Annotated in this window: 27 protein-coding genes; 15 read left to right on the top strand and 12 right to left on the bottom strand. The window is 63.2% G+C overall.

The window, feature by feature from the left end; all coding sequences use genetic code 11:
- Positions 1–68 precede the first annotated feature (68 nt).
- The 6 genes from ACK56M_RS05420 to ACK56M_RS05445 all read right to left on the bottom strand — a co-directional run bounded on the left by ACK56M_RS05420 (position 69) and on the right by ACK56M_RS05445 (position 5067).
- A complete protein-coding gene (locus ACK56M_RS05420) occupies positions 69–1562 on the bottom strand; it encodes an RNA polymerase factor sigma-54 (RefSeq protein ID WP_054573146.1) in 1494 nt (497 codons plus the stop codon).
- Positions 1563–1737: 175 nt separating this feature from the next.
- Positions 1738–2463: an LPS export ABC transporter ATP-binding protein gene (gene lptB, locus ACK56M_RS05425; RefSeq protein ID WP_015269062.1), complete on the bottom strand. Its 726-nt coding sequence runs from the start codon at positions 2461–2463 to the stop codon at positions 1738–1740.
- Positions 2464–2988, bottom strand: a complete 525-nt coding sequence (gene lptA, locus ACK56M_RS05430) for a lipopolysaccharide transport periplasmic protein LptA (protein ID WP_015269063.1) — start codon at positions 2986–2988, stop codon at positions 2464–2466.
- A complete protein-coding gene (gene lptC / locus ACK56M_RS05435) occupies positions 2975–3547 on the bottom strand; it encodes an LPS export ABC transporter periplasmic protein LptC (protein ID WP_411959293.1) in 573 nt (190 codons plus the stop codon). The genes lptA and lptC overlap by 14 nt, the downstream gene beginning before the upstream one ends.
- A gap of 8 nt (positions 3548–3555) precedes the next feature.
- Positions 3556–4080, bottom strand: coding sequence for a KdsC family phosphatase (locus ACK56M_RS05440; protein ID WP_015269064.1), 525 nt, complete (start codon positions 4078–4080; stop codon positions 3556–3558).
- A gap of 12 nt (positions 4081–4092) precedes the next feature.
- Entirely contained in the window at positions 4093–5067 is a 975-nt protein-coding gene (locus tag ACK56M_RS05445) for a KpsF/GutQ family sugar-phosphate isomerase (protein WP_003257920.1), read from the bottom strand.
- Positions 5068–5315: 248 nt separating this feature from the next.
- Here ACK56M_RS05445 and ACK56M_RS05450 point away from each other — a divergent pair, with 248 nt between their 5' ends.
- The 14 genes from ACK56M_RS05450 (at position 5316) to ACK56M_RS05515 (ending at position 16389) form a co-directional block, all read left to right on the top strand.
- Entirely contained in the window at positions 5316–6125 is an 810-nt protein-coding gene (locus tag ACK56M_RS05450) for an ATP-binding cassette domain-containing protein (RefSeq protein ID WP_012270662.1), read from the top strand.
- Entirely contained in the window at positions 6125–6922 is a 798-nt protein-coding gene (gene mlaE / locus ACK56M_RS05455) for a lipid asymmetry maintenance ABC transporter permease subunit MlaE (protein ID WP_013971083.1), read from the top strand. The genes ACK56M_RS05450 and mlaE overlap by 1 nt, the downstream gene beginning before the upstream one ends.
- Positions 6922–7407, top strand: coding sequence for an outer membrane lipid asymmetry maintenance protein MlaD (gene mlaD, locus ACK56M_RS05460; protein WP_003257921.1), 486 nt, complete (start codon positions 6922–6924; stop codon positions 7405–7407). The genes mlaE and mlaD overlap by 1 nt, the downstream gene beginning before the upstream one ends.
- 9 nt (positions 7408–7416) lie before the next feature.
- Positions 7417–8064, top strand: a complete 648-nt coding sequence (locus ACK56M_RS05465) for a phospholipid-binding protein MlaC (protein WP_003257922.1) — start codon at positions 7417–7419, stop codon at positions 8062–8064.
- Positions 8061–8363, top strand: a complete 303-nt coding sequence (locus tag ACK56M_RS05470) for a lipid asymmetry maintenance protein MlaB (RefSeq protein ID WP_015269065.1) — start codon at positions 8061–8063, stop codon at positions 8361–8363. The genes ACK56M_RS05465 and ACK56M_RS05470 overlap by 4 nt, the downstream gene beginning before the upstream one ends.
- A 117-nt stretch (positions 8364–8480) precedes the next feature.
- On the top strand, positions 8481–8720 hold the full coding sequence (locus tag ACK56M_RS05475; RefSeq protein WP_003255121.1) for a BolA family protein: 240 nt from the start codon (positions 8481–8483) through the stop codon (positions 8718–8720).
- A 23-nt stretch (positions 8721–8743) separates the two neighbouring features.
- On the top strand, positions 8744–10009 hold the full coding sequence (murA, locus tag ACK56M_RS05480; protein WP_013971085.1) for a UDP-N-acetylglucosamine 1-carboxyvinyltransferase: 1266 nt from the start codon (positions 8744–8746) through the stop codon (positions 10007–10009).
- A 123-nt stretch (positions 10010–10132) separates the two neighbouring features.
- Positions 10133–10768 carry an ATP phosphoribosyltransferase gene (gene hisG / locus ACK56M_RS05485; RefSeq protein ID WP_003257924.1) on the top strand — a complete coding sequence of 212 codons (636 nt, stop codon included), beginning with the start codon at positions 10133–10135 and terminating at the stop codon, positions 10766–10768.
- Between the two features lie 134 nt (positions 10769–10902).
- Positions 10903–12228: a histidinol dehydrogenase gene (hisD, locus tag ACK56M_RS05490; protein ID WP_013971086.1), complete on the top strand. Its 1326-nt coding sequence runs from the start codon at positions 10903–10905 to the stop codon at positions 12226–12228.
- Positions 12229–12230: 2 nt separating this feature from the next.
- Positions 12231–13277 (top strand): histidinol-phosphate transaminase, encoded by a 1047-nt coding sequence (gene hisC, locus ACK56M_RS05495; RefSeq protein ID WP_015269066.1) that lies wholly within the window; start codon positions 12231–12233, stop codon positions 13275–13277.
- A gap of 241 nt (positions 13278–13518) precedes the next feature.
- Positions 13519–14169, top strand: coding sequence for a FadR/GntR family transcriptional regulator (locus tag ACK56M_RS05500; protein WP_025337831.1), 651 nt, complete (start codon positions 13519–13521; stop codon positions 14167–14169).
- Between the two features lie 13 nt (positions 14170–14182).
- Complete coding sequence (locus ACK56M_RS05505) at positions 14183–15463, top strand: CynX/NimT family MFS transporter (protein WP_102084429.1); 1281 nt, start codon at positions 14183–14185, stop codon at positions 15461–15463.
- A gap of 160 nt (positions 15464–15623) precedes the next feature.
- A complete protein-coding gene (locus ACK56M_RS05510; RefSeq protein ID WP_015269068.1) occupies positions 15624–16100 on the top strand; it encodes a nuclear transport factor 2 family protein in 477 nt (158 codons plus the stop codon).
- Positions 16093–16389 (top strand): GIY-YIG nuclease family protein, encoded by a 297-nt coding sequence (locus ACK56M_RS05515; protein WP_054573144.1) that lies wholly within the window; start codon positions 16093–16095, stop codon positions 16387–16389. The genes ACK56M_RS05510 and ACK56M_RS05515 overlap by 8 nt, the downstream gene beginning before the upstream one ends.
- Before the next feature lie 122 nt (positions 16390–16511).
- On the opposite strand, the gene yejK is transcribed toward ACK56M_RS05515, so the two are convergent.
- Positions 16512–17519 carry a nucleoid-associated protein YejK gene (gene yejK / locus ACK56M_RS05520; protein ID WP_013971093.1) on the bottom strand — a complete coding sequence of 336 codons (1008 nt, stop codon included), beginning with the start codon at positions 17517–17519 and terminating at the stop codon, positions 16512–16514.
- Between the two features lie 370 nt (positions 17520–17889).
- Between yejK and ACK56M_RS05525 the strand changes: the two genes are divergently transcribed.
- Positions 17890–18171, top strand: a complete 282-nt coding sequence (locus ACK56M_RS05525) for an HU family DNA-binding protein (RefSeq protein ID WP_003257928.1) — start codon at positions 17890–17892, stop codon at positions 18169–18171.
- A gap of 50 nt (positions 18172–18221) precedes the next feature.
- Here ACK56M_RS05525 and rlmF read toward each other — a convergent pair whose 3' ends face one another.
- The 5 genes from rlmF to ACK56M_RS05550 all read right to left on the bottom strand — a co-directional run bounded on the left by rlmF (position 18222) and on the right by ACK56M_RS05550 (position 24693).
- Positions 18222–19175 (bottom strand): 23S rRNA (adenine(1618)-N(6))-methyltransferase RlmF, encoded by a 954-nt coding sequence (gene rlmF, locus ACK56M_RS05530; protein WP_015269069.1) that lies wholly within the window; start codon positions 19173–19175, stop codon positions 18222–18224.
- Between the two features lie 178 nt (positions 19176–19353).
- The gene (locus ACK56M_RS05535; protein WP_013971095.1) at positions 19354–22200 is read right to left on the bottom strand and encodes a valine--tRNA ligase; all 2847 of its coding nucleotides are present in this window, start codon (positions 22198–22200) and stop codon (positions 19354–19356) included.
- Positions 22201–22347: 147 nt separating this feature from the next.
- Complete coding sequence (locus ACK56M_RS05540) at positions 22348–22713, bottom strand: hypothetical protein (protein WP_015269071.1); 366 nt, start codon at positions 22711–22713, stop codon at positions 22348–22350.
- A 5-nt stretch (positions 22714–22718) separates the two neighbouring features.
- Positions 22719–23150 (bottom strand): DNA polymerase III subunit chi, encoded by a 432-nt coding sequence (locus ACK56M_RS05545; RefSeq protein ID WP_100412849.1) that lies wholly within the window; start codon positions 23148–23150, stop codon positions 22719–22721.
- Between the two features lie 49 nt (positions 23151–23199).
- Positions 23200–24693 (bottom strand): leucyl aminopeptidase, encoded by a 1494-nt coding sequence (locus ACK56M_RS05550; protein ID WP_015269073.1) that lies wholly within the window; start codon positions 24691–24693, stop codon positions 23200–23202.
- Positions 24694–24695: the final 2 nt, after the last annotated feature.

Here is a 24695-nt window from a genome sequence, read left to right on the forward strand (position 1 = left end):
TTTGTTGCCCGTGCATAAAGAGGCAGGTCTTGCACCTGCCCCACAAACGCTGTGGCACATCTCAGGGGCTACATCAGTCGCTTGCGCTCGCTCGACGGTGCGATGCCGAGGGACTCGCGGTACTTGGCGACAGTGCGACGGGCTACCTGGATGCCTTGTGCCTCCAGTAAACCAGCGATCTTGCTGTCACTCAATGGCTTTTTCTGATTTTCCGCCGCAACCAGTTTCTTGATGATCGCGCGGATCGCCGTAGACGAGCATTCTCCGCCTTCGGAGGTGCTGACGTGGCTGGAGAAAAAGTATTTCAGTTCGTAGATGCCACGCGGGGTGTGCATGTATTTCTGCGTGGTTACCCGCGAAATGGTCGACTCGTGCATGCCCACCGCTTCGGCAATGTCATGCAGTACCAACGGCTTCATCGCTTCGTCGCCGTGGTCGAGGAAGCCGCGCTGGTGCTCGACGATCTGCGTGGCCACCTTCATCAGGGTTTCGTTGCGGCTTTGCAGGCTCTTGATGAACCAGCGCGCTTCCTGCAGCTGGTTGCGCATGAAGGTGTTGTCGGCGCTGGTGTCGGCCCGGCGCACAAAACCGGCGTACTGCGGGTTGACGCGCAGGCGCGGAATGGCCTCCTGGTTCAGCTCCACCAGCCAGCGGTCGCTGTCCTTGCGCACGATGACGTCGGGCACCACGTACTCGGGTTCGCTGGACTCGATCTGCGAGCCGGGGCGCGGGTTGAGGCTTTGTACCAGCTCGATGACCTGGCGCAGCTCGTCTTCCTTGATTTTCATGCGACGCATCAGCTGGCTGTAATCACGGCTGCCGAGCAGGTCGATGAAGTCGGTGACCAGGCGCTTGGCTTCCGTCATCCACGGGGTGCTGGCGGGCAGCTGACGCAATTGCAGCAACAGGCATTCGCCAAGGGTGCGGGCGGCAACGCCTGCTGGCTCGAACTGCTGGATGCGGTGCAGAACCGCTTCGACCTCGTCCAGCTCGATATCCAGCTCCGGATCGAAACCGGCGCAGATCTCCTCGAGGGTGTCTTCCAGGTAGCCCTGGCCGTTGATGCTGTCGATCAGGGTGACGGCGATCAGGCGGTCGGTGTCGGACATCGGAGCCAGGTTCAGTTGCCACAGCAGGTGGCTTTGCAGGCTTTCGCCGGCCGATGTGCGGGTGGTGAAGTCCCACTCGTCGTCGTCGTTGCTCGGCAAGCTGCTGGCACTGGTCTGGTAGATGTCTTCCCAGGCGGTGTCGACCGGCAGTTCGTTGGGGATGCGCTCGCTCCATTCACCGTCTTCCAGGGTGTCGGCACTGGTGGTGCTTTCCTGGAAGCTGTTGTCCTGGACTTCGGCGGCCGGCTTGTTCTCGGCGTTGTCCGCCATCGGGTCGCTGTTGTCGAAGTCGTCGCCGTCTTCCTGACGTTCGAGCATCGGGTTCGACTCCAGCGCTTCCTGGATTTCCTGTTGGAGGTCCAGGGTGGAGAGCTGGAGCAGGCGGATGGCCTGTTGCAACTGCGGTGTCATCGTCAGTTGCTGGCCCATTTTTAGGACGAGCGATGGTTTCATGGCTGGGGCTTAATACCTTGTTCGCCGGCGCGCATGCGCCATCCACTACACGAGGGCGCCGGGGCGCCAGATCAAGCAAGTTTTATGCCTTAAATTGTAGCGTTTGCCTAGAGTACCGTAACACTTTACCCCAGGTTCCAGGGCGATTTGCCAGTACTCCAGGCGCGTGCCGGGCTCAGAGCCGGAACTCGTGGCCCAGGTAAACTTCTTTGACCAGGTCGTTGGCCAGGATGGTTTCGGCGTCGCCTTCGGCGATCAGCCGGCCATCATTGACGATATAGGCGGTTTCGCAGATATCCAGGGTCTCACGCACGTTGTGGTCGGTGATCAGTACACCGATGCCCTTGGCCTTGAGGTGATGGATGATCTGCTTGATGTCGCCGACCGAAATCGGGTCGACACCGGCAAACGGTTCGTCCAGCAGGATGAACTTGGGTGCGGTCGCCAGTGCGCGGGCAATTTCCACGCGGCGGCGCTCACCACCGGACAGGCTCATGCCGAGGTTGTCGCGAATGTGGCTGATGTGGAATTCCTGCAGCAGGCTTTCCAGCTCTTTGCGCCGGCCGTCGCGGTCGAGTTCCTTGCGGGTCTCGAGGATGGCCATGATGTTGTCGGCCACCGACAGCTTGCGGAAGATCGAGGCTTCCTGCGGCAGATAGCCGATGCCCGCGCGGGCGCGACCGTGCATGGGCTGGTGGCTGACATCGAGGTTGTCGATCAGCACGCGCCCCTGATCGGCCTGGACCAGGCCGACGATCATGTAGAAGCAGGTGGTCTTGCCGGCGCCGTTGGGGCCGAGCAGGCCGACGATCTGGCCGCTGTCGATAGACAGGCTGACGTCACGTACGACTTGCCGCCCCTTGTAGCTCTTGGCCAGGTGCTGGGCTTTGAGGGTTGCCATTTACTCGGCCTTCTTCTTGGGCTGGATCACCATGTCGATACGCTGACGCGGCGAGGTCACGTTGCCACCACGACCGGCGGTCGCCACCTGGGTCTGGGTGTTGTAGACGATCTTCTCGCCTTCGGTGGTGTTGCCTTCGTTCTCGACCTTGGCGCGGTCGGTGAGTATCACCATGTCCTTCTGCGACTGGTACTGGATGGTCACCGCCCAGCCTTTCATCTTGTCCGGCTTGGCTGCGCTCTGCTGCTGCTCGAAGTAGGCCAGGTTGCCCACCGAGGTCACCACGTCGATGTCGCCGGAGGCGGAACGGGTGATGGTCACGGTGTTGCCTTTGATCATCATCGAACCCTGGGTGATGATCACGTCGCCGGTGTAGGTGGCCACGCCCTGCTTGTCGTCCAGGTGGGCGTTATCGGCCTGGATGCGGATAGGCTGGTCACGGTCATTCGGCAGGGCGAGGGCGCTCGCGCTTCCCAGTGCTGCGCTCAGGCTGAGCAAAAGGGGGAGGGTTTTAACGAGCCTCATACTGTCCTCTTCCGTTAGAGAGCAAGTCCATCTTGCCTTCTTTCAAATACGCTTTCATTCCTTTGCCCGTAGTTGTGCCACCGGCGCCGTCGATTCTAACGGCTTGCTCGGTCTGCGCATATTGCTTCTGCGGGAACACGGTCATGCGTGAGCTGGTAATGATCATTTCACGCTGCTTTTCGTCGGTGCGGGCGACCCGTACGTTGTCGATCAGTTCGACTTCGCTGCCGTCCGGGTTGACCTCGGCGCGGGTGCTCTGTACGTGCCACGGGTATTCGGTACCGCGGTACAGGTGCAGGTCCGGCGTGGTCAGCAGGGTGATTTCGCTGGCTTTCAGGTGTTCGACCTTGTCAGCGGTCATTTCGTACTGCAGCTTGCCGTCGGGCAGGAACTGCACGCTGTGGGCGTTGACTGCGTAGTAGTCGATGGCGCTTTCGTCGACCTGGGCCACAGGCTTGTCGAGGAAGCTTTCCGGGCTGACATTCCAGTAGCCGATCGCCACCAGCAGGGCGGCGATCACCGCGAGCAGCGCAATGTTGCGGGCTTTCTTGCTGAACATGGGCAGCCTTACAGGTAGTTGGCGTTGGCAGCGTCCAGGGTGCCCTGGGCCTGCATGATCAGTTCGCAGAATTCACGGGCCGCACCTTCGCCGCCACGTGCCTGGGTCACGCCATGGGCGTGCTGGCGAACGAACGGCGCGGCGTTGGCCACCGCCATGCCCAGTGCGACCCGGCGGATCACCGGCAGGTCGGGCAGGTCGTCGCCAAGGTAGGCCACTTGAGCATAGCTCAGGCCCAGTTCGGCGAGCAGGCCGTCCAGCACCACCAGTTTGTCCTCGCGGCCCTGGTACAGGTGCGGGATGCCGAGGTTCTTCGCCCGGCGCTCGACCACCGGGGTCTTGCGCCCGCTGATGATCGCGGTGGTCACGCCCGAGGCCATGAGCATCTTGATGCCCTGGCCGTCGAGGGTGTTGAAGGTCTTGAACTCGCTGCCGTCCTCGAGGAAGTACAGACGCCCGTCGGTGAGCACGCCGTCCACGTCGAACACTGCCAGCTTGATTTCCTTGCCGCGTTGCATGAGGTCCTGGTTCATTCCATCGCTCCTTTACATCACGCCGGCGCGCAGCAGGTCGTGCATGTTCAGGGCGCCAGTGGGGCGGTCCTCGCGGTCCACCACCACCAGAGCGCCGATCTTGTGGTCTTCCATGATCTTCAGGGCCTCGGCCGCGAGCATTTCGGCGCGGGCCGTCTTGCCGTGCACGGTCATGACCTGATCGATCAGGGTGGTGTGGACGTCGATGTTGCGGTCCAGGCTGCGGCGCAGGTCGCCGTCGGTGAAGATCCCGGCCAGCTTGCCGTCGGCTTCGACGATCACGGTCATGCCCAGGCCTTTGCGGGACATTTCAAGGAGTGCGTCCTTGAGCAGGGTGCCGCGGGGCACCTGGGGCAGTTCGTCGCCGGCGTGCATCACGTTCTCCACCTTGAGCAGCAGGCGGCGGCCCAGTGCACCACCCGGGTGCGAGAAGGCAAAGTCCTCGGCGGTGAAGCCGCGGGCTTCGAGCAGGGCAATGGCCAGCGCGTCGCCCAGCACCAGCGATGCGGTGGTGGAGGAGGTGGGGGCCAGGTTCAGCGGGCAGGCCTCTTGTTCGACGCGGGCGTCGAGGTTGACCTCGGCAGCCTGGGCCAGGGGCGAGTCCGGGTTGCCGGTCAGACTGATCAGCTTGATGCCCAGGCGCTTGATCAGCGGCAGCAGGGTGACGATTTCGGCGGTGCTGCCGGAATTCGACAGGGCAAGGATGACATCATCGCGGGTGATCATGCCCATGTCGCCATGGCTGGCTTCGGCCGGGTGCACGAAAAATGCCGGTGTGCCGGTGCTGGCCAGGGTGGCGGCGATCTTGTTGCCGATGTGCCCGGACTTGCCCATGCCGACCACGACGACCCGGCCCTTGCTGGCCAGGATCAGTTCGCAGGCCTTGACGAAATTGTCGTCGATGCGCGCCAGCAGGGCCTCTACGGCCTCGAGTTCCAGGCGCAGGGTGCGTTGGGCGGATTGGATCAGCTCGCTGGATTGGCTCATGTCGAAAAAGCAATGCCTGATGAAAAGGCGGCGATTATAGCTGCAATGAAAGAAACCCTCACGCTTTCGATTGCCGTGGTGAATGTCTCGCCAGCCTGTCGCAGGGCTGAACGACTCGCTAGCCGACCTTGGGGCGGCGCTGTCAGCGGTGCTATAGTTCGCCGCTATTCGGCCTGCCAGGGGCGCTTGTGCCTTCCAGATGGAGGCCGACGTCCATTAGGACGAGGCTGCACCAGCAAGGAGTCTAGATGAGTGTGGATAGCGCCTACGCGGTCGAGTTGAAGGGGGTTACCTTCAAACGTGGTTCGCGCAGCATTTTCAGCAACGTCGACATTCGCATCCCGCGCGGCAAGGTCACCGGTATCATGGGGCCATCGGGTTGCGGCAAGACCACGTTGCTCCGCCTGATGGGCGCGCAGTTGCGCCCCTCCAGCGGTGAGGTCTGGGTTGCCGGGCAGAACCTGCCGACGTTGTCGCGCAGCGACCTGTTCGACGCCCGCAAGCAAATGGGGGTGCTGTTCCAGAGCGGCGCGCTGTTCACCGATCTCGATGTGTTCGAGAACGTCGCGTTTCCGCTGCGCGTGCACACCCAGCTTTCGGACGAGATGATCCGCGATATCGTGCTGATGAAGCTGCAGGCCGTGGGGCTGCGCGGTGCCATCGACCTGATGCCCGACGAGCTGTCCGGTGGCATGAAGCGCCGTGTGGCGTTGGCCCGTGCGATTGCACTGGACCCGCAGATTCTCATGTACGACGAACCGTTCGTCGGCCAGGACCCGATCGCCATGGGTGTATTGGTGCGTCTGATCCGCCTGCTCAACGATGCCTTGGGTATCACCAGCATCGTCGTTTCCCACGACCTGGCGGAAACCGCCAGCATCGCCGACTACATCTATGTCGTAGGTGATGGCCAGGTGCTGGGCCAGGGGACGCCTGACGAGCTGATGGGCTCGGACAACCCGCGGATTCGCCAGTTCATGAAGGGCGACCCGGACGGCCCGGTGCCTTTCCATTTTCCTGCGCCTGACTACCGCGCCGACCTGCTGGGAGCGCGTTGATGCGCAGAAAATCCTTACTCGAACGTGTCCGCCTGCTGGGGCGCTCGGCCATCGACGTATTGGCGGTGCTGGGGCGCTCCTGCCTGTTCCTGTTCCATGCGCTGATCGGCCGTGGCGGCATCGGCGGCGGCTTCCAGCTGCTGACCAAGCAGCTGTACTCGGTGGGCGTGCTGTCGCTGGCGATCATCGTTGTGTCCGGGGTGTTCATCGGCATGGTGCTGGCGCTGCAGGGCTTCAGCATCCTGACCAAGTACGGCTCGGAGCAGGCGGTGGGGCAGATGGTCGCCCTGACCCTGCTGCGTGAGCTCGGCCCGGTGGTAACGGCGTTGCTGTTCGCCGGCCGTGCCGGTTCGGCGCTGACCGCAGAAATCGGCAACATGAAGTCCACCGAGCAGTTGTCGAGCCTTGAAATGATCGGCGTCGACCCGCTCAAGTACATCGTCGCGCCGCGCCTGTGGGCCGGTTTCATCTCGCTGCCGTTGCTGGCGCTGATTTTCAGCGTGGTCGGCATCTGGGGTGGATCGTGGGTGGCGGTGGACTGGCTGGGCGTCTACGAGGGCTCGTTCTGGGCCAACATGCAGAACAGTGTTTCGTTCACCGACGACGTGCTCAACGGGCTGATCAAGAGCCTGGTATTTGCCTTCGTCACGACCTGGATCGCCGTATTCCAGGGGTACGACTGTGAGCCCACCTCAGAAGGGATCAGCCGTGCCACCACCAAGACCGTGGTCTATGCCTCGTTGGCAGTGCTGGGTCTGGACTTTATTCTGACCGCCTTGATGTTTGGAGATTTCTGATGCAAAACCGCACCCTGGAAATCGGTGTCGGCCTGTTCCTCCTGGCCGGGATCCTGGCGCTGCTGCTGCTCGCCCTGCGTGTCAGCGGGCTGTCGGCCAGCCCGAGCAGCGATACCTATAAAGTTTATGCCTACTTCGACAATATCGCCGGTTTGACGGTCAGAGCTAAAGTGACCATGGCCGGTGTGACCATCGGCAAGGTTACCGCCATCGATCTGGACCGTGACTCGTACACCGGTCGGGTGACGCTGCAGCTGGACAAGTCGGTGGACAACCTGCCGACCGACTCCACTGCCTCGATCCTGACCGCCGGGTTGCTTGGCGAGAAGTACATCGGCATCAGCGTGGGCGGTGAGGACCAGGTGCTCAAGGACGGCGGGACCATCCACGACACCCAGTCGGCACTGGTGCTGGAAGATCTGATTGGCAAGTTCCTGCTCAACTCCGTTGGCAAGGAACCGAAAGAAGCGCAACCGGCTAATTAAGGAGTTTCCATGATTTCCATCCTGCGACGTGGCCTGCTGGTCCTGCTGGCAGCCTTCCCCCTGCTGACCGTGGCTGCGCAGACGCCACACGATGTGGTTCAGGGCACCACCACTGAACTGCTGGGCGACCTCAAGGCCAACAAGGAACAGTACAAGTCCAACCCCAATGCCTTCTACGATGCGCTGAACCGCATCCTCGGCCCGGTGGTGGACGCTGACGGTATTTCCAAGAGCATCATGACCGTCAAGTACTCGCGCAAGGCCACCCCCGAGCAGATGCAGCGCTTCCAGGAAAACTTCAAGCGCAGCCTGATGCAGTTCTATGGCAATGCCCTGCTCGAGTACAACAACCAGGGCATCACCGTCGACCCGGCCAAGGCTGATGACGGCAAGCGCGCCAGCGTTGGCATGAAGGTCACCGGCAACAACGGTGCCGTGTATCCCGTGCAGTACACGCTGGAGAACATCGGTGGCGAGTGGAAGGTGCGTAACGTGATCGTCAACGGCATCAACATCGGCAAGCTGTTCCGCGACCAGTTCGCCGACGCCATGCAGCGCAATGGCAACGACCTGGACAAGACCATCGACGGCTGGGCCGGCGAAGTGGCGAAGGCCAAGCAGGCCGCCGACAACTCGCCGGAGAAGACCGTCAAATGAGTGAGGCCGGTGTAAGCATGGCCGAGCCGGGCGTGCTGCGCCTGGCCGGCGTGCTGGACTACCGCAGCGGGCCGGTCCTGCGCAAGCAGGGCAAGGCGCTGATCGCGGCATGCCGCGAGGCGCAGCTGGTGCTCGATTGTTCGGCAGTGCAGCGTTCCACCAGTGTCGGCCTGTCGTTGCTGCTGGCCTTCATGCGCGATGCCCAGGCCGCCGGCAAGGGTTGTCAGGTGCGCAGCATGCCGGACGACATGCGGGAAATTGCCGAGGTCTATGACCTCGATGAAGTGCTGGCAACCTGATGGCCCGGCACGGATGATGGCCCCTCGGTCAGTGAAGCCCTCGTTGGGCTTCGCAGGCGAGGGGCTTTTTTGTATGATGGCCGACCCGTGCGCATCGGGCGCCGATTGAGGTTGAGCATGCAGGCCGTAGAAGTTAAAAGCTTCCTTGAAGAGAAATTGCCGGGTTCCCGGGTCGAAGTTGAAGGCGAAGGCTGCAACTTCCAGTTGAACGTGATCAGCGACGAGTTGGCTGGCCTGAGCCCGGTCAAACGCCAGCAGGCGATCTATGCTCACCTGAATCCGTGGATCGCCAATGGCAGCATCCATGCGGTAACCATGAAATTTTTCAGCAGCGCAGCCTGGGCTGAGCGCACCTGAGCCAACGTGGCGGCGAGATTCCAATGGACAAACTGATTATTACTGGCGGCGCTTGCCTTGATGGCGAGATCCGCATTTCGGGCGCGAAGAACGCAGCCTTGCCAATTCTGGCGGCGACCCTGCTGGCCGACGGCCCGGTCACCGTGGGCAACCTGCCGCACCTGCACGACATCACCACCATGATCGAGCTCTTCGGCCGCATGGGCATCGAGCCGGTGATCGACGAAAAGCTGGCGGTCGAGATTGACCCTCGCACCATCAAGACACTGGTTGCACCTTACGAGCTGGTCAAGACCATGCGCGCCTCGATTCTGGTGCTGGGCCCGATGGTTGCCCGTTTCGGCGAGGCCGAAGTGGCCCTGCCTGGCGGTTGCGCCATTGGTTCGCGCCCGGTCGACCTGCACATCCGTGGCCTCGAGGCCATGGGCGCGAAGATCGAAGTCGAAGGCGGCTACATCAAGGCCAAGGCACCTGAGGGTGGCCTGCGCGGTGCGCACTTCTTCTTCGACACCGTCAGCGTGACCGGTACCGAGAACATCATGATGGCCGCTGCCCTGGCCAAGGGCCGCAGCGTACTGCAGAACGCCGCGCGCGAGCCGGAAGTGGTCGACCTGGCCAACTTCATCAACGCCATGGGCGGCAAGGTCCAGGGCGCTGGTACCGACACCATCGTCATCGATGGCGTCGAGCGCCTGCACTCGGCCAACTACCGCGTGATGCCGGACCGTATCGAGACCGGTACCTACCTGGTTGCCGCTGCCGTGACCGGCGGCCGCGTCAAGGTCAAGGACACCGACCCGACCATCCTTGAAGCCGTACTGGAAAAACTCAAGGAAGCCGGCGCCGACATCAACACTGGCGAAGACTGGATCGAGCTGGACATGCACGGCAAACGGCCGAAAGCCGTCAACCTGCGTACCGCCCCGTACCCGGCGTTCCCGACCGACATGCAGGCGCAGTTCATCTCGCTCAACGCCATTGCCGAAGGCACCGGTGCAGTGATCGAGACGATCTTCGAAAACCGCTTCATGCACGTCTACGAAATGCACCGCATGGGCGCGCAGATCCAGGTCGAAGGCAACACTGCCATCGTCACTGGCGTCAAGGCGCTGAAGGGTGCCCCGGTAATGGCCACCGACCTGCGTGCTTCCGCCAGCCTGGTGCTGTCGGCGCTGGTAGCCGAAGGCGATACCCTGATCGATCGCATCTACCACATCGACCGTGGTTACGAGTGCATCGAAGAAAAACTGCAGATGCTGGGCGCGAAGATCCGTCGCGTACCGGGCTAGTCGTCTGCCTGGTGCATCCTGTGGGGGTGGGATTTGCCCGCTTTCGCAGGATGTGCCTAACGAATTGAATGCGGTCGGGCTCGACGCCCGGCCGGCAGTAGCCGCTTAAGGACCGACGTTCCAATGTTGACCATCGCGCTTTCCAAAGGCCGTATTCTCGACGATACCCTGCCGTTGCTGGCCGAGGCCGGTATCGTGCCGACCGAGAACCCGGACAAGAGCCGCAAACTGATCATCCCCACCACGCAGGACGATGTGCGCCTGCTGATCGTGCGTGCGACCGACGTGCCGACCTATGTCGAGCATGGTGCCGCCGACCTGGGTGTGGCCGGCAAGGATGTGCTGATGGAGTACGGCGGCCAGGGCCTTTACGAGCCCCTGGACCTGCAGATTGCCCGTTGCAAGCTGATGACCGCTGGCGTGGTCGGCGCACCCGAGCCCAAGGGCCGTCTGCGCGTGGCTACCAAGTTCGTCAACGTAGCCAAGCGCTACTACGCCGAACAGGGCCGCCAGGTCGACATCATCAAGCTGTACGGCTCGATGGAACTGGCTCCGTTGATCAACCTCGCCGACAAGATCATCGACGTGGTCGACACCGGCAACACCCTGCGTGCCAACGGCCTGGAGCCCCAGGAACTGATCGCCACGATCAGCTCGCGCCTGGTGGTCAACAAGGCCTCCATGAAAATGCAGCACGCCCGTATCCAGAGCCTGATCGACACGCTGCGCGGAGCGGTCGAATCGCGACACCGCGGCTGACTCTCTACCGACTGCGCGCGGCCTTCGCTGCCGCGCCCGTCTATCCGCGTCATAGCCATTTTTCTCGGGTGCCCGCGCGGATGGACTGGTAGCCTAGGGCGCCTGAGCATTCGCCAATAATCGAGGCCCTCGCCATGACCGTGTCCACTGCAATTGCCCGTCTCAACGCTGCTGATCCGGATTTCGCCCGACATCTGGATCATCTGCTGAGCTGGGAAAGTGTGTCCGATGACGCGGTCAACCAGCGCGTGCTCGACATCATCAAGGCCGTGCGCGAGCGCGGCGATGCGGCACTGGTGGAATTCACCCAGCGTTTCGATGGTGTCGATGCCAAGTCCATCGATGACCTGATCCTCGGTCGCGAGCGCCTGGAGCTGGCGCTGACCCGCATTACCCCGGCCCAGCGCGAAGCCCTGGAGAAGGCCGCCAACCGTGTGCGCATGTACCACGAGCGGCAGAAGCAGGACTCCTGGCAGTACACTGAGGCCGACGGCACCGTGCTCGGCCAGAAGGTCACCCCGCTGGACCGCGCCGGCCTGTATGTGCCGGGTGGCAAGGCGTCGTACCCGTCGTCGGTGCTGATGAACGCCATCCCGGCCAAGGTCGCCGGCGTAGCCGAAGTGGTGATGGTGGTGCCGACCCCGCGTGGCGAGGTCAACGAACTGGTGCTGGCGGCTGCCTGCATCGCCGGTGTCGACCGTGTGTTCACCGTCGGCGGCGCCCAGGCTGTCGCCGCGCTGGCCTACGGTACCGAAAGCGTGCCGCAGGTGGACAAGATCGTCGGCCCGGGCAACATCTACGTCGCCACCGCCAAGCGCCACGTGTTTGGCCAGGTGGGTATCGACATGATCGCCGGCCCGTCGGAAATCCTCGTGGTATGCGACGGCCAGACCGACCCGGACTGGATCGCCATGGACCTGTTCTCCCAGGCCGAGCACGATGAAGATGCCCAGGCCATCCTGGTCAGCCCGGACGCCGCCTTCCTCGACCGCGTTGCCGCCAGCATCGACAAGTTGCTGCCGACCATGGAACGTGCCGAGATCATCGAGAAGTCGATCAATGGCCGTGGCGCGCTGATCCAGGTGCGTGACATGCAACAGGCCATGGAAGTGGCCAACCGCATTGCCCCGGAGCACCTGGAGCTGTCGGTCGCCGACCCGCAGGCCTGGCTGCCGCACATCCGCCACGCTGGCGCGATCTTCATGGGCCGCCACACCAGCGAAGCGCTGGGCGACTACTGCGCAGGGCCCAACCACGTGCTGCCGACCTCCGGTACCGCGCGTTTCTCGTCGCCGCTGGGGGTGTATGACTTCCAGAAGCGTTCGTCGATCATTTTCTGCTCCGAGCAGGGCGCGTCCGAGCTGGGCCACACCGCCTCGGTCCTGGCCCGTGGCGAGTCGCTTACCGCCCACGCCCGTAGCGCTGAATACCGCATTCTGACCCAAGAGAAGGGGAACTGAGCATGAGTCGATTCTGGAGCCCCTTCGTCAAGGACCTGGTGCCTTACGTGCCGGGCGAACAGCCCAAGCTGGCCCGCCTGGTCAAGCTGAACACCAACGAAAACCCCTACGGCCCGTCGCCCAAGGCGCTGGAGGCCATGCGCGGCGAGCTGAACGACAACCTGCGCCTGTACCCGGACCCGAATGGTGACCGGCTGAAGCAGGCGGTGGCCGAGTACTACGGCGTGACCCCGGCACAAGTGTTCGTCGGCAACGGCTCGGACGAGGTACTGGCGCACATCTTCCACGGGCTGTTCCAGCACGACGCACCGCTGCTGTTCCCGGACATCAGCTACAGCTTCTACCCGGTCTACTGCGGTCTTTACGGTATCGCCTTCGAGCAGGTGGCTTTGGACGAGCAGTTCCAGATTCGCATCGAGGACTACAACAAGCCCAACGCCGGCATCATCTTCCCCAACCCCAATGCGCCGACCGGCTGCCTGATGCCGCTGCAGGCGGTGGAGCAGTTGCTGCAAGCCAACCGTGATTCGGTGGTGGTGGTGGATGAAGCCTACATCGACTTCGGTGGCGAAACGGCGATCAGCCTGGTGGACCGCTACGACAACCTGCTGGTCACCCAGACCCTGTCGAAGTCGCGCTCGCTGGCGGGGCTGCGGGTTGGCCTGGCGGTTGGCCACCCGGACCTGATCGAAGCGCTGGAGCGGATCAAGAACAGCTTCAACTCCTACCCGCTGGACCGTGCCGCGATCGTCGGCGCAGCGGTGGCGTTCGAGGACCGCGAGTACTTCGAAGAAACCTGCCGCAAGGTGATCGACAGCCGCGAGGTATTGGTCGGGCAACTGCGGGCCAAGGGCTTCGAAGTGCTGCCGTCGGCGGCCAACTTCATCTTCGCCCGCCACCCGCAGCACGATGCCGGTGAGTTGGCTGCACGCCTGCGCGAGCAGGGGGTGATTGTGCGCCACTTCAAGCAGCCGCGTATTGCCCAGTTCCTGCGCATCACCATCGGTACGCCAGAGATGAACCAGGCGCTGCTCGATGCGTTGACTTGACGCCATCCACTGCCCTGCGCGGTCCTTGTAGGAGCGGCCTTGTGTCGCGAAAGGGCCGCAAAGCGGCCCCAGCAGTTTTTGCATCTGCGCTGAAATCCAGGGGCCGCTTTGCGGCCCTTTCGCGACACAAGGCCGCTCCTACAAAAAATCGCGCCAGGTTTTTAATCGCTGCTCTCTTCAATGACAAACACTTTGTCCACCGGTATGCTGCGCCAATTCATCGGATGATTGGTTGAGTTGCATGAGTACCGAATTGACCAAGCGCTCCCTGGTCGAACTGGCCGTCGAGCGCATGCGCGAACGCATCGTGCTGGGCGACTGGCAGGTTGGCCAGCGTTTGCCGACCGAGCCGGAACTGGCCCTGCAGTTGGGCATAAGCCGCAACACCGTACGCGAGGCCATGCGTGTGCTGGCGTTCAGTGGCCTGGTGGAGATTCGCCAGGGGGATGGCAGCTACCTGCGCACGGCCCAGGACCCGCTACAGGCGGTGCAGGCGATGTCACGCTGCACGCCCGAGCAGGCCCGTGAGACCCGGCACATCCTTGAAGCCGAGGCCATCGGCCTGGCCGCGCTGCGCCGAACCGACGCCGATCTTCAGGCGCTTCGTGATGCCCTGGCCAACAGTGCCGGGCATTTTCACGGTGATATCGATGCCTATGTGGCCTGCGACCTGGTGTTTCACCAGCGGCTGGTCGATGCCGCCCATAACCCGGCCTTGAGTGAGCTGTACCGATACTTTTCCGGGGTGGTGGCTGCCGCGCTGCAGCACAACATGGCAACCGTGCCGCGCTGCCAGGCCACGTTCGACCTGCATGGGCAGATCCTTGCCGCAATCGAGCAACGCGATGCGGAGCAGGCCAAGCGCCTGAGCCGTACCCTTATCGAATCCTGACTCCGAGAAGGCCATGGCTGATTCCATCACCCGTAACACCCCACCGAGCGAGCGGGACCTCGATGAGTTGCTGATCGACGCCGAGGCTGACGACGAGCAGGTCCAACAGCAGCCGGTACAGATACAGCGGCCTTGGCTGTTGTTGCTCGGTCTGGTGCTGGTGGCATTGAACCTGCGCCCGGCATTGTCGAGCATGGCGCCGGTGCTGGGCCAGGTGTCCGAAGGCTTGGGGCTGAATGCCTCGCAGGCCGGTTTGCTGACCACCTTGCCAGTGCTGTGCCTGGGCCTGTTCGCTCCCTTGGCGCCGGTGCTGGCGAGGCGTTTTGGCAGCGAGCGGGTGATCCTCGGCATCCTCGCCACCCTGGCGCTTGGCATCGTCGTGCGCAGTAGCCTGGGGGCCACCGGGGTGTTCCTCGGCAGCCTGATGGCCGGGGCCAGTATCGGCATCATTGGCGTGCTGTTGCCGGGCATCGTCAAGCGCGATTTCCCGCAACACGCTGGCACCTTGACCGGCGTATACACCATGGCGCTGTGCCTGGGCGCCGCCATGGCTGCAGGCGCCACGGTGCCTCTGGCCCAGCACTTCAATGACAGATGGGCGCTGGGGCTTGGCTTCTGGATGCTGCCGGCCCTGCTGGCCATGCTGGTATGGCTGCCGCAGGCCCGCCAGGGTCATGGCCTGCACAAGGTGGCTTATCGCGTGCGTGGGCTATGGCGGGACCCGCTGGCCTGGCAGGTGACCCTGTACATGGGCCTGCAGTCGTCACTGGCCTATATCGTCTTTGGCTGGTTGCCATCGATCCTGATCGGTCGCGGCCTGAGCCCGACCGAGGCGGGGCTGGTGCTGTCGGGGTCGGTAATCGTGCAGCTGGTCAGTTCGCTCAGTGCGCCCTGGCTGGCCACTCGCGGCAAGGACCAGCGCCTGGCCATCGTGCTGGTCATGCTGATTACCCTGACCGGCCTGTTCGGTTGCCTGTATGCGCCGCTTTCCGGGCTGTGGGGCTGGGCGGTTGTGCTGGGCCTGGGGCAGGGCGGTACCTTTGCCCTGGCGCTGACCTTGATCGTGCTGCGCTCGAAGGATGCCCATGTCGCGGCGAACCTGTCGAGCATGGCGCAGGGGGTGGGTTATACCCTGGCGTCGATGGGGCCGTTTGCGGTGGGGCTGGTACATGACCTGACCGGGGGCTGGGTGGCAGTGGGGTGGATTTTTGCCGTGCTGGGGGCGGGGGCCATCGTGTTCGGCCTGGGGGCTGGGCGGGCTTTGCATGTGCAGGTGAGCAGCGAGAAAGTCTGAAGCTGATATTGGCAGTGCTGGCCCTTTCGCGGGTAAACCCGCTCCTACAGGGATCGCACATAGCTTGAAGCCGTGATGTATCCGCGAAAGGGCCGGTACTGGCATAAGCAACCGGGGCAGATTATCGTGCTGCTTTCATCCCCAGGACGGACCAGCCCACATGAGCGACGCCAACCGCGACCTGATCACCCGCTTCTACCAGGCCTTCCAGCGCCTGGACGCCGAGGCCATGGTCGCCTGCTACAGCGACGATATCGTCTTCAGCGACCCGGTCTTCGGCACCTTGCGTGGCAAGGATGCAGGCGACATGTGGCGAATGCTCACCAGCCGGGCCAAGGACTTCACCCTGACCTTCGACAACGTCCGCGCCGATGAACGCACGGGCGCCGCACATTGGGTGGCCACCTACCTTTTCAGCCAGACCGGCCGCATCGTGGTCAATGATATCCAGGCGCGTTTCGTGATCCGTGACGGTTTGATCTGCCAGCACGATGACCACTTCGACTTGTGGCGTTGGTCGCGGCAGGCGCTGGGTGTGCCTGGCATGCTGCTGGGCTGGTCGCCGCTGGTGCAGAACAAGGTACGCCAGCAGGCGTTCAAAGGATTGCGAGCATTCCAGCAGGCCCAGGGTGAGTGACCCCGTTGAAATTGCCGCCAGCAAACCCTGGTATGTCTACTTGGTAAGGGCTGCCAATGGATCGCTGTATTGCGGTATCAGCGATGACCCGCAGCGGCGCTTTCTGGCGCACCAGAAAGGGCAGGGCGCGCGTTACTTCAAGACCAGCCCGGCCCAGGCGCTGGTGTATGTGGAGCAATGGCCGGACAAGGGCGAGGCGTTACGCCAGGAGCGGCTGGTGAAGCGGCTGCGCAAGTCGGCGAAGGAGGCGTTGGTGGCCTCCTATGGCGCAGTAGTGGCTGCTAATTAGGGCCGCTTCGCGCCCCATCGCCGGCAAGCCAGCTCCCACTTCGACTGCATAGACCTCAGGCCTGTGCAGTACCTGTGGGAGCTGGCTTGCCGGCGATGGGCTGCGCAGCAGCCCCGGGGTCATCAGTCCTTGCGCCGCTTCAACTGATCCACCAAGGTGGTCGGAAGGCCCTTGATGATCAAGGTCCCTGCCGCTTCGTCATACTCGACCTTGTCCCCCAGCAGGTGCGCTTCGAAGCTGATCGACAACCCCTCGGCACGGCCGGTGAAGCGGCGGAACTGGTTGAGGGTGCGCTTGTCCGCAGGGATTTCCGGCGACAGACCGTAGTCCTTGTTGCGGATGTGGTCGTAGAACGCCTTGGGCCGATCCTCGTCGATCAGGCTGGACAGCTCCTCCAGCGTGACCGGTTCGCCGAGCTTGGTCTGGGTAGTGGCGTACTCGACCAGGGTCTGGGTTTTTTCGCGGGCGGACTCTTCCGGCAGGTCTTCGCTCTCGACGAAGTCGCTGAAGGCCTTGAGCAGGGTGCGGGTTTCGCCCGGGCCGTCGACGCCCTCCTGGCAGCCGATGAAGTCACGGAAGTAGTCCGAGACCTTCTTGCCATTCTTGCCCTTGATGAACGAAATGTACTGTTTGGAGTTCTGGTTGTTCTTCCACTCCGACAGGTTGATGCGCGCCGCCAGGTGCAGCTGGCCAAGGTCGAGGTGCCGCGAAGGCGTCACATCAAGCTCGGCGTTCACTGCCACACCTTCGCTGTGGTGCAGAAGGGCGATCGCCAGGTATTCGGTCATGCCTTGCTGGTAGTGGGCAAACAGGATGTGGCCGCCGGTGGACAGGTTGGACTCTTCCATCAGCTTTTGCAGGTGCTCCACGGCCACACGGCTGAAGGAGGTAAAGTCCTTTTCTTCGTCCAGGTACTGCTTCAGCCAGCCGCTCAGCGGGTAGGCGCCGGACTCGCCGTGGAAAAAGCCCCAGGCCTTGCCTTGCTTGGCGTTGTAGCTGTCATTGAGGTCGGCCAGAAGGTTTTCGATGGCGTCGGAGGCAGCCAGTTCGGAATCGCGGGCATGCAGCACGGCGGGGCTGCCATCGGGCTTTTTGTCGATCAGGTGAACGATGCAATGACGGATTGGCATGGAATTCTCGGCGAGCTGCAAAAGTTGTCCAGTTTACCCTAGACACCAGGTGATGCAGTGGCCGGATGTTGGCAGAAATGCCGGTTGTTCGTTTTTTGTTCAATTTTGTGCGTTTTAGGCTAAAACCCCCGAAAAACCTGCATTAAATCGAAGCGTGCAGCGGATATTTATCTGCTCCTGTGGTAGCTTTGCGCGGTCTTGCGCCCCTTGTGTGGCGCATTGCTGGCAGCGTGCTGTCGTCGTGTCGAACCAAACGTCGATTTGCGTATCTACATACGCGATTGGCGCGGCCCTCCACTTTCAGGGGCTGGCCCGATAACGTCGTAGTCCGCTGCATAACCATCGAATTTGATAGGGAAGGAACACCACCATGGCATTGACCAAAGACCAACTGATTGCCGACATCGCCGAATCGATCGCCGCGCCCAAAGCCACCGCCAAGAACGCTCTGGAGCAACTGGGCCAGATCGTTGCCGACCAGCTGGAAAACGGCGCTGAAATCACTCTGCCAGGTATCGGCAAACTGAAAGTCGCTGAGCGTCCTGCCCGTACCGGCCGCAACCCTTCGACTGGCGCTGCCATCGAAATCGCTGCCAAGAAAGTCGTCAAGTTCGTTCCGGCCAAAGTGCTGACCGACGCCATCAACAAGTAATTGTTGAAGCTTTGACGAAACCGCGCCCGGCTTGCCCGGACGCGGTTTTTTCATGCCTGGGTTTTACGCCCGGCGTGCCAGGCCTGGCGCGCCTCGTCGTCGTGGAAGCTCCAGGCGACCATGCGGCTTTGCTTCTGCCCCTGGCCCATTTCACTGATGCGCACGGCCTTGGCGCCCGCTTTCCTGAGCGCAGCCTCGATCCCCGGCAAGTTGCTGGCCTTGGACACCAGGCTGGTGAACCACAGTACCCGTTCGGCGTACTGCACGCTTTCACTGACCAGTTGGCTGACAAAGCGGATCTCGCCGCCCTCGCACCACAGTTCGTTGTTCTGGCCACCGAAGTTGAGCACCGGCAGCTTGCGCTTGGGGTCCTGCTTGCCGAGGTTCTTCCACTTGCGCTGGCTACCACGGGTGGCTTCGTCGCGTGAGGCATGGAAGGGTGGGTTGCACAGGGTCAGGTCGAAGCGTTCGCCCTCCTGCAGCAGGCCGCTGAGGATGTGCGCACGGTTGGCCTGTTGGCGCAGGGTGATGGCCTTGCCCAGGCCGTTGGCCTGGACGATGGCCTTGGCCGAAGCCAGGGCCACGGGGTCGATGTCCGAGCCAAGGAAGCGCCAGCGGTAGTCGCTGTGGCCCAGCAACGGGTAGATGCAGTTGGCCCCCACGCCGATGTCCAGCGCACGCACCTGGGCGCCCTTGGGAATCTCGCCGGCATTGTCATCGGCCAGCAGGTCGGCGGCGACGTGGATGTAGTCGGCGCGGCCAGGAATCGGCGGGCACAGGTAGTCGGCGGGGATATCCCAGTGCTGGATGCCGTACTGGGCCTTCAGCAGAGCACGGTTGAACACCCGTACGGCCTCGGGGTTGGCGAAGTCGATGCTGGGTTTGCCGTGGGGGTTGGTGATGGTGAAGCGCGCCAGGTCAGGGTGGGCCTTGATCAGGCTGGGGAAGTCGTAGCGGCCCTGGTGGCGGTTGCGCGGGTGCAGGGTGGGTTTGTTCGGGGTCATGGCAGTGTCCAGCCCTATACGAGCGGTGGCTGATAGAGCCTGGGGCTGCTTTGCAGCCCTTTCGCGACACAAGGCCGCTCCTACAGGATAGCGGCGCCCTTCAGACCGGCGCCGTCCCTGTAGGAGCGGCCTTGTGTCGCGAAAGGGCCGCAAAGCGGCCCCAGCTTTTCTCTAGTGATTAAAGCGCTGCAATCCGCGCATGCTGCTCGGTGAAGTTGGCCAGGGCCTGTTCGGACTCGGCCAGCTTGGCGCGTTCCTTCTCGATCACGGCAGGTGGTGCCTTGTCGACGAAGGCGGCGTTGGACAGCTTGCCACCCACGCGTGCCACTTCACCCTGCAGGCGCTGGATTTCCTTGTTCAGGCGCGCCAGCTCGGCATCCTTGTCGATCAGGCCGGCCATTGGCACCAGCACTTGCAGGTCACCGACCAGGGCGGTGGCCGACAGCGGCGCTTCGTCGGCATCGCCCAGTACGGTGAACGATTCGACCTTGGCCAGCTTCTTCAGCAGGGCTTCGTTTTCCTGCAGGCGACGCTGGTCGTCGGCGTTGGCGTTCTTAAGGAACAGCGGCAGCGGCTTGCCCGGGCCGATGTTCATTTCGGCGCGGATGTTGCGCAGGCCGACCATCAGCTCCTTGAGCCACTCGATGTCGCCTTCGGCGGCAGCATCGATGCGGCTTTCATTGGCCACCGGCCATGGCTGCAGCATGATGGTCTTGCCTTCGATGCCGGCCAGCGGCGCGATGCGCTGCCAGATTTCTTCGGTGATGAACGGCATGAACGGATGCGCCAGGCGCAGCGCCACTTCCAGCACGCGCACCAGGGTGCGGCGGGTGCCACGGGCGCGCTCGACCGGGGCGTTCTCGTCCCACAGCACCGGCTTGGACAGCTCCAGGTACCAGTCGCAGTACTGGTTCCAGATGAACTCGTACAGCGCTTGGCTGGCCAGGTCGAAGCGGAACTGCTCCAGCTGGCGGGTCACTTCGGCTTCGGTACGCTGCAGCTGCGAGATGATCCAGCGGTCGGCCAGCGACAGCTCGTAGGCCTCACCGTTCTGGCCGCAGTCCTCGCCCTTGTCCAGCACGTAGCGGGCGGCGTTCCAGATCTTGTTGCAGAAGTTGCGGTAGCCTTCGACGCGGCCCATGTCGAACTTGATGTCGCGGCCGGTGGAGGCCAACGAGCAGAAGGTGAAGCGCAGGGCGTCGGTGCCGTAGCTGGCGATACCTTCGGGGAACTCGGCCTTGGTCTGCTTGGCGATCTTCTCGGCAAGCTTGGGCTGCATCATGCCGCTGGTGCGTTTTTCCAGCAGGGCGTCGAGGGTGATGCCGTCGACGATGTCCAGCGGGTCCAGCACGTTGCCCTTGGACTTGGACATCTTCTGGCCCTGGCCGTCACGTACCAGGCCGTGCACGTACACGGTCTTGAACGGTACCTGCGGGGTGCCATCCTCGTTCTTGATCAGGTGCATGGTCAGCATGATCATGCGCGCAACCCAGAAGAAGATGATGTCGAAGCCGGTCACCAGCACGTCGGTGGAGTGGAATTTCTTGAGGAACTCGGTCTGTTCCGGCCAGCCCAGGGTAGAGAAGGTCCACAGGCCCGAACTGAACCAGGTGTCGAGTACGTCGTCGTCCTGGCGCAGGACCACGTCGGCGCCCAGGTTGTGCTTGGCGCGCACTTCTTCCTCGTTGCGGCCGACATAGACCTGGCCGGCCTCGTCGTACCATGCCGGGATGCGGTGGCCCCACCACAGCTGGCGGCTGATGCACCAGTCCTGGATGTCACGCATCCAGGAGAAGTACATGTTCTCGTACTGCTTGGGCACGAACTGGATGCGGCCATCTTCCACTGCGGCGATGGCAGGTTCTGCCAGCGGCTTGGTGGAAACGTACCACTGGTCGGTCAGCCACGGCTCGATGACGGTGCCCGAACGGTCGCCCTTCGGCACTTTCAGCGCGTGGTCGTCGATGCTGACCAGCAAGCCCTGGGCATCCAGGTCGGCGACGATCTGCTTGCGTGCGACGAAGCGGTCGAGGTTGGCGTACTGGGCCGGCAGGCGGGTGTCCACCTGCTCGTTGACGCTGCCGTCGAGGTTGAAGGCCTGCGCGCTGGCCAGCACGAAGGCATTCTTGTCGAAGATGTTCAGCAGCGGCAGGTTGTGGCGTTTGCCGACTTCGTAGTCGTTGAAGTCGTGGGCCGGGGTGATCTTCACGCAGCCGGTACCGAACTCTGGGTCGCAGTAGTCGTCGGCGATGATCGGGATGCGGCGGCCGACCAGCGGCAGTTCGACGAACTTGCCGATCAGTGCCTGGTAGCGCTCGTCGTTCGGGTTGACCGCCACGGCCGCGTCACCCAGCAGGGTTTCCGGACGGGTGGTGGCGACGACCAGGTAGTCCTTGCCTTCGGCGGTCTTGGCGCCATCGGCCAGTGGGTAGCGCAGGTTCCACAGGTGGCCCTTCTCGTCGTGGTTTTCCACTTCGAGGTCGGAGATGGCCGTGTGCAGCTTGGTGTCCCAGTTGACCAGGCGCTTGCCACGGTAGATCAGGCCGTCTTCATGCAGGCGCACGAAGGCTTCCTTGACCGCTTCGGACAGGCCGTCGTCCATGGTGAACCGCTCGCGGCTCCAATCGACCGACGAGCCCAGGCGGCGGATCTGACGGCTGATGTTGCCACCGGACTGGTCCTTCCATTCCCAGACCTTTTCCAGGAACTTTTCGCGGCCCAGGTCATGCCGGTTCTGGCCCTTGGCCTCAAGCTGGCGCTCGACCAGCATCTGGGTGGCGATACCGGCGTGGTCGGTGCCTGGCTGCCACAGGGTGTCGCGGCCTTGCATGCGGCGGAAACGGATCAGGGCGTCCATGATCGCGTTGTTGAACCCGTGGCCCATGTGCAGGCTGCCGGTCACGTTCGGCGGCGGGATCATGATGGTGTAGGACTCGCCTGCACCTTGTGGGGCGAAATAGTTCTCGGACTCCCAGGTGTTGTACCAGGAAGTTTCGATGGCGTGCGGCTGGTAGGTCTTATCCATGCGCGGCGGGACCCTGTGCATTTATTCGGGAAAGCCGGGAAGTATAACCAAGCTAGGGGCCGCAGGCGACAAGCTGCTGCTATCTGGCAGGCAGGGACGGCCTATTCGCGGGTAAACCCGCGAAGAAGGCACCGCCGAATTTCGGTTTTACTCGGAACGCTTGATCAACCGCTCGATCCGCGCATCCAGCCGGCGCTTGATCTCGTTCTCGATGTGGGGGGTAAAGTCGTTGATCACGTCCTGCATGATCATCTGCGCCGCCGCACGCAGTTCGCTTTCCAGGTGCAGGAGGGTGTCCTGGCGGCGGGTCTGCGGGTCGTCTTCGGGTTCGGCAGCTATCGGTTCGGCCGCAGGCACATGGTTGCCGGGCGCTTCTTCCAGCAGCAACGGGATCTGCTCCACCGTCTCGGTCAGCAGCGGCGGTTGCAGGTCGGCGTCGCCAAGCAGCTGGCGTATCGACTCGAGGTCATCGAGCAGATGGGCGGAATCGGGCAGGGGGGAGGGCTTGTCCATCGTCGTCAAAGTCGCTGTAAGCGGTGGTCTTGCAGAGCATAGCCCTGTTCACGGTAGAAACGGAATCGTTCACGGGCCGATTGGCGGATGCCAGGCTCTTCAACGACGATTTCGGCCACTCGCTCGAACTGGCCGACGAAGGCCGGTACGCCGGTGCCCAGGTTGATCAACAGGTCGTGGTGGTCGCCCGCACTGTCGGCGGCCAGGCCCAATGCCACGCAGGCATCGGCATGTACCTCCGCGAGGTCGTGGGGCACGAAGGCCTCGCCCTTGAAGCGCCACAGGCGTTGGTCCAGCTCGCTGCGCTGCTCGGCGTCCTGGCAATGCAGGTAGACCCGGTGGCCAAGGCGCCAGGCCTTTTCGCACAGCTTGCAGGCGAAATCGAGCCGCGCCGACAGCGAGTCGGTGGGCAGGATGTAGAAATCGACTTTGCTCATGGTGGTATCGCCGGCCGGTGGCGCGCGGGGCGCCACCGGCTCAATGGCGTCAGGCGCCGGCGCGGTCCAGCAGGTACTGGGTCAGCAGGGGTACAGGGCGGCCAGTGGCGCCCTTGTCCTTGCCGCCGCTGACCCAGGCGGTGCCGGCGATGTCCATGTGCGCCCAGTCGTAGGCCTTGGCAAAGCGCGACAGGAAGCAGCCGGCGGTGATGGTGCCGGCCTTCGGCCCGCCGATGTTGCCCATGTCGGCGAACGGGCTGTCCAGCTGCTCCTGGTACTCATCGAACAGCGGCAGCTGCCAGGCACGGTCGTCGGCGCGCTTGCCGGCGTCGAGCAACTGGCCGACCAGGTCGTCGTTGTTGCCCATCAGGCCAGTGGTGTGGCTGCCCAGGGCGACGATGCAGGCACCGGTCAGGGTAGCGATGTCGATGACTGCCTGCGGTTTGAAGCGCTCGGCGTAGGTCAGGGTGTCGCACAGCACCAGGCGGCCTTCGGCGTCGGTGTTGAGGATTTCCACGGTCTGCCCGCTCATGGTGGTGACGATGTCACCCGGACGGGTGGCGCCGCCGCTCGGCATGTTCTCGGCGCAGGCCAGCAGGCACACCAGGTTGACCGGCAGCTGCAGCTCGAGCACCGCACGCAGGGTGCCGAGCACGCTGGCGGCACCGCACATGTCGTACTTCATTTCGTCCATGCCGGCACCAGGCTTCAGGCTGATGCCGCCGGTGTCGAAGGTAATGCCCTTGCCCACCAGCACGAACGGCTTGTCCGCCTTCTTGCCGCCCTGGTAGTTGAGCACGATCAGGCGTGGCGGCTGGTCGCTGCCCTGGCCGACGGCGTAGAACGCGCCCATGCCCAGGTCCTTGATCTTCTTCTCGTCCAGCACTTCGACCTTCAGCGCCTTGTGCGCCTTGGCCAGGTCCTTGGCCTGTTCGGCCAGGAAGCTTGGGTGGCACAGGTTGGGCGGCAGGTTGCCCAGGTCGCGCGTGAAGGCCATGCCGGTGGCGATGGCACTGGCATGCTTGACGGCACGTTCGACCTCGGCCTGGCCGGCCTTGTCGGCCAGCAGGGTGACCTTCTTCAGTGCGCGCGGCTCGGCCTTCTGGCTCTTGAAGCGATCGAACACGTATTCGCCGTCGAGCAGGGTTTCGGCCAGCAGGCGGTACTTGCCATAGTGGGCATCACGGTTGCTGACCGCGATGTCGTCCAGGGCCAGCACTGCGTCAGCGCCGTTCAGGCCCTTGAGCACGCCGGCGACGCTGGCGACCAGTTTGCGCCAGGCGCGGTCGCCCAGGGCTTCGTCCTTGCCGCTGCCCACCAGCAGCACGCGCTCGGCCTTCAGGCCCGCGAGGTTCTGCAGGAGCAGGGTCTGGCCCGGCTTGCCGGCCAGGTCGCCACGCTTGAGCACGGCACTGATGGCGCCTTCGCTGGCCTGGTCGACGGCCTTGGCCACGGCGCCGAGCTTGCGGTTTTCACCTACCGGGAGGACCAGGGTGGCGGTTTTTACGGATGCAGCAGCTACGCTTTTTACAACCAGTTCCATGT

This window comes from Pseudomonas sp. s4, assembly GCF_046764235.1.
Classification (GTDB): Bacteria; Pseudomonadota; Gammaproteobacteria; order Pseudomonadales; family Pseudomonadaceae; genus Aquipseudomonas; species Aquipseudomonas asiatica.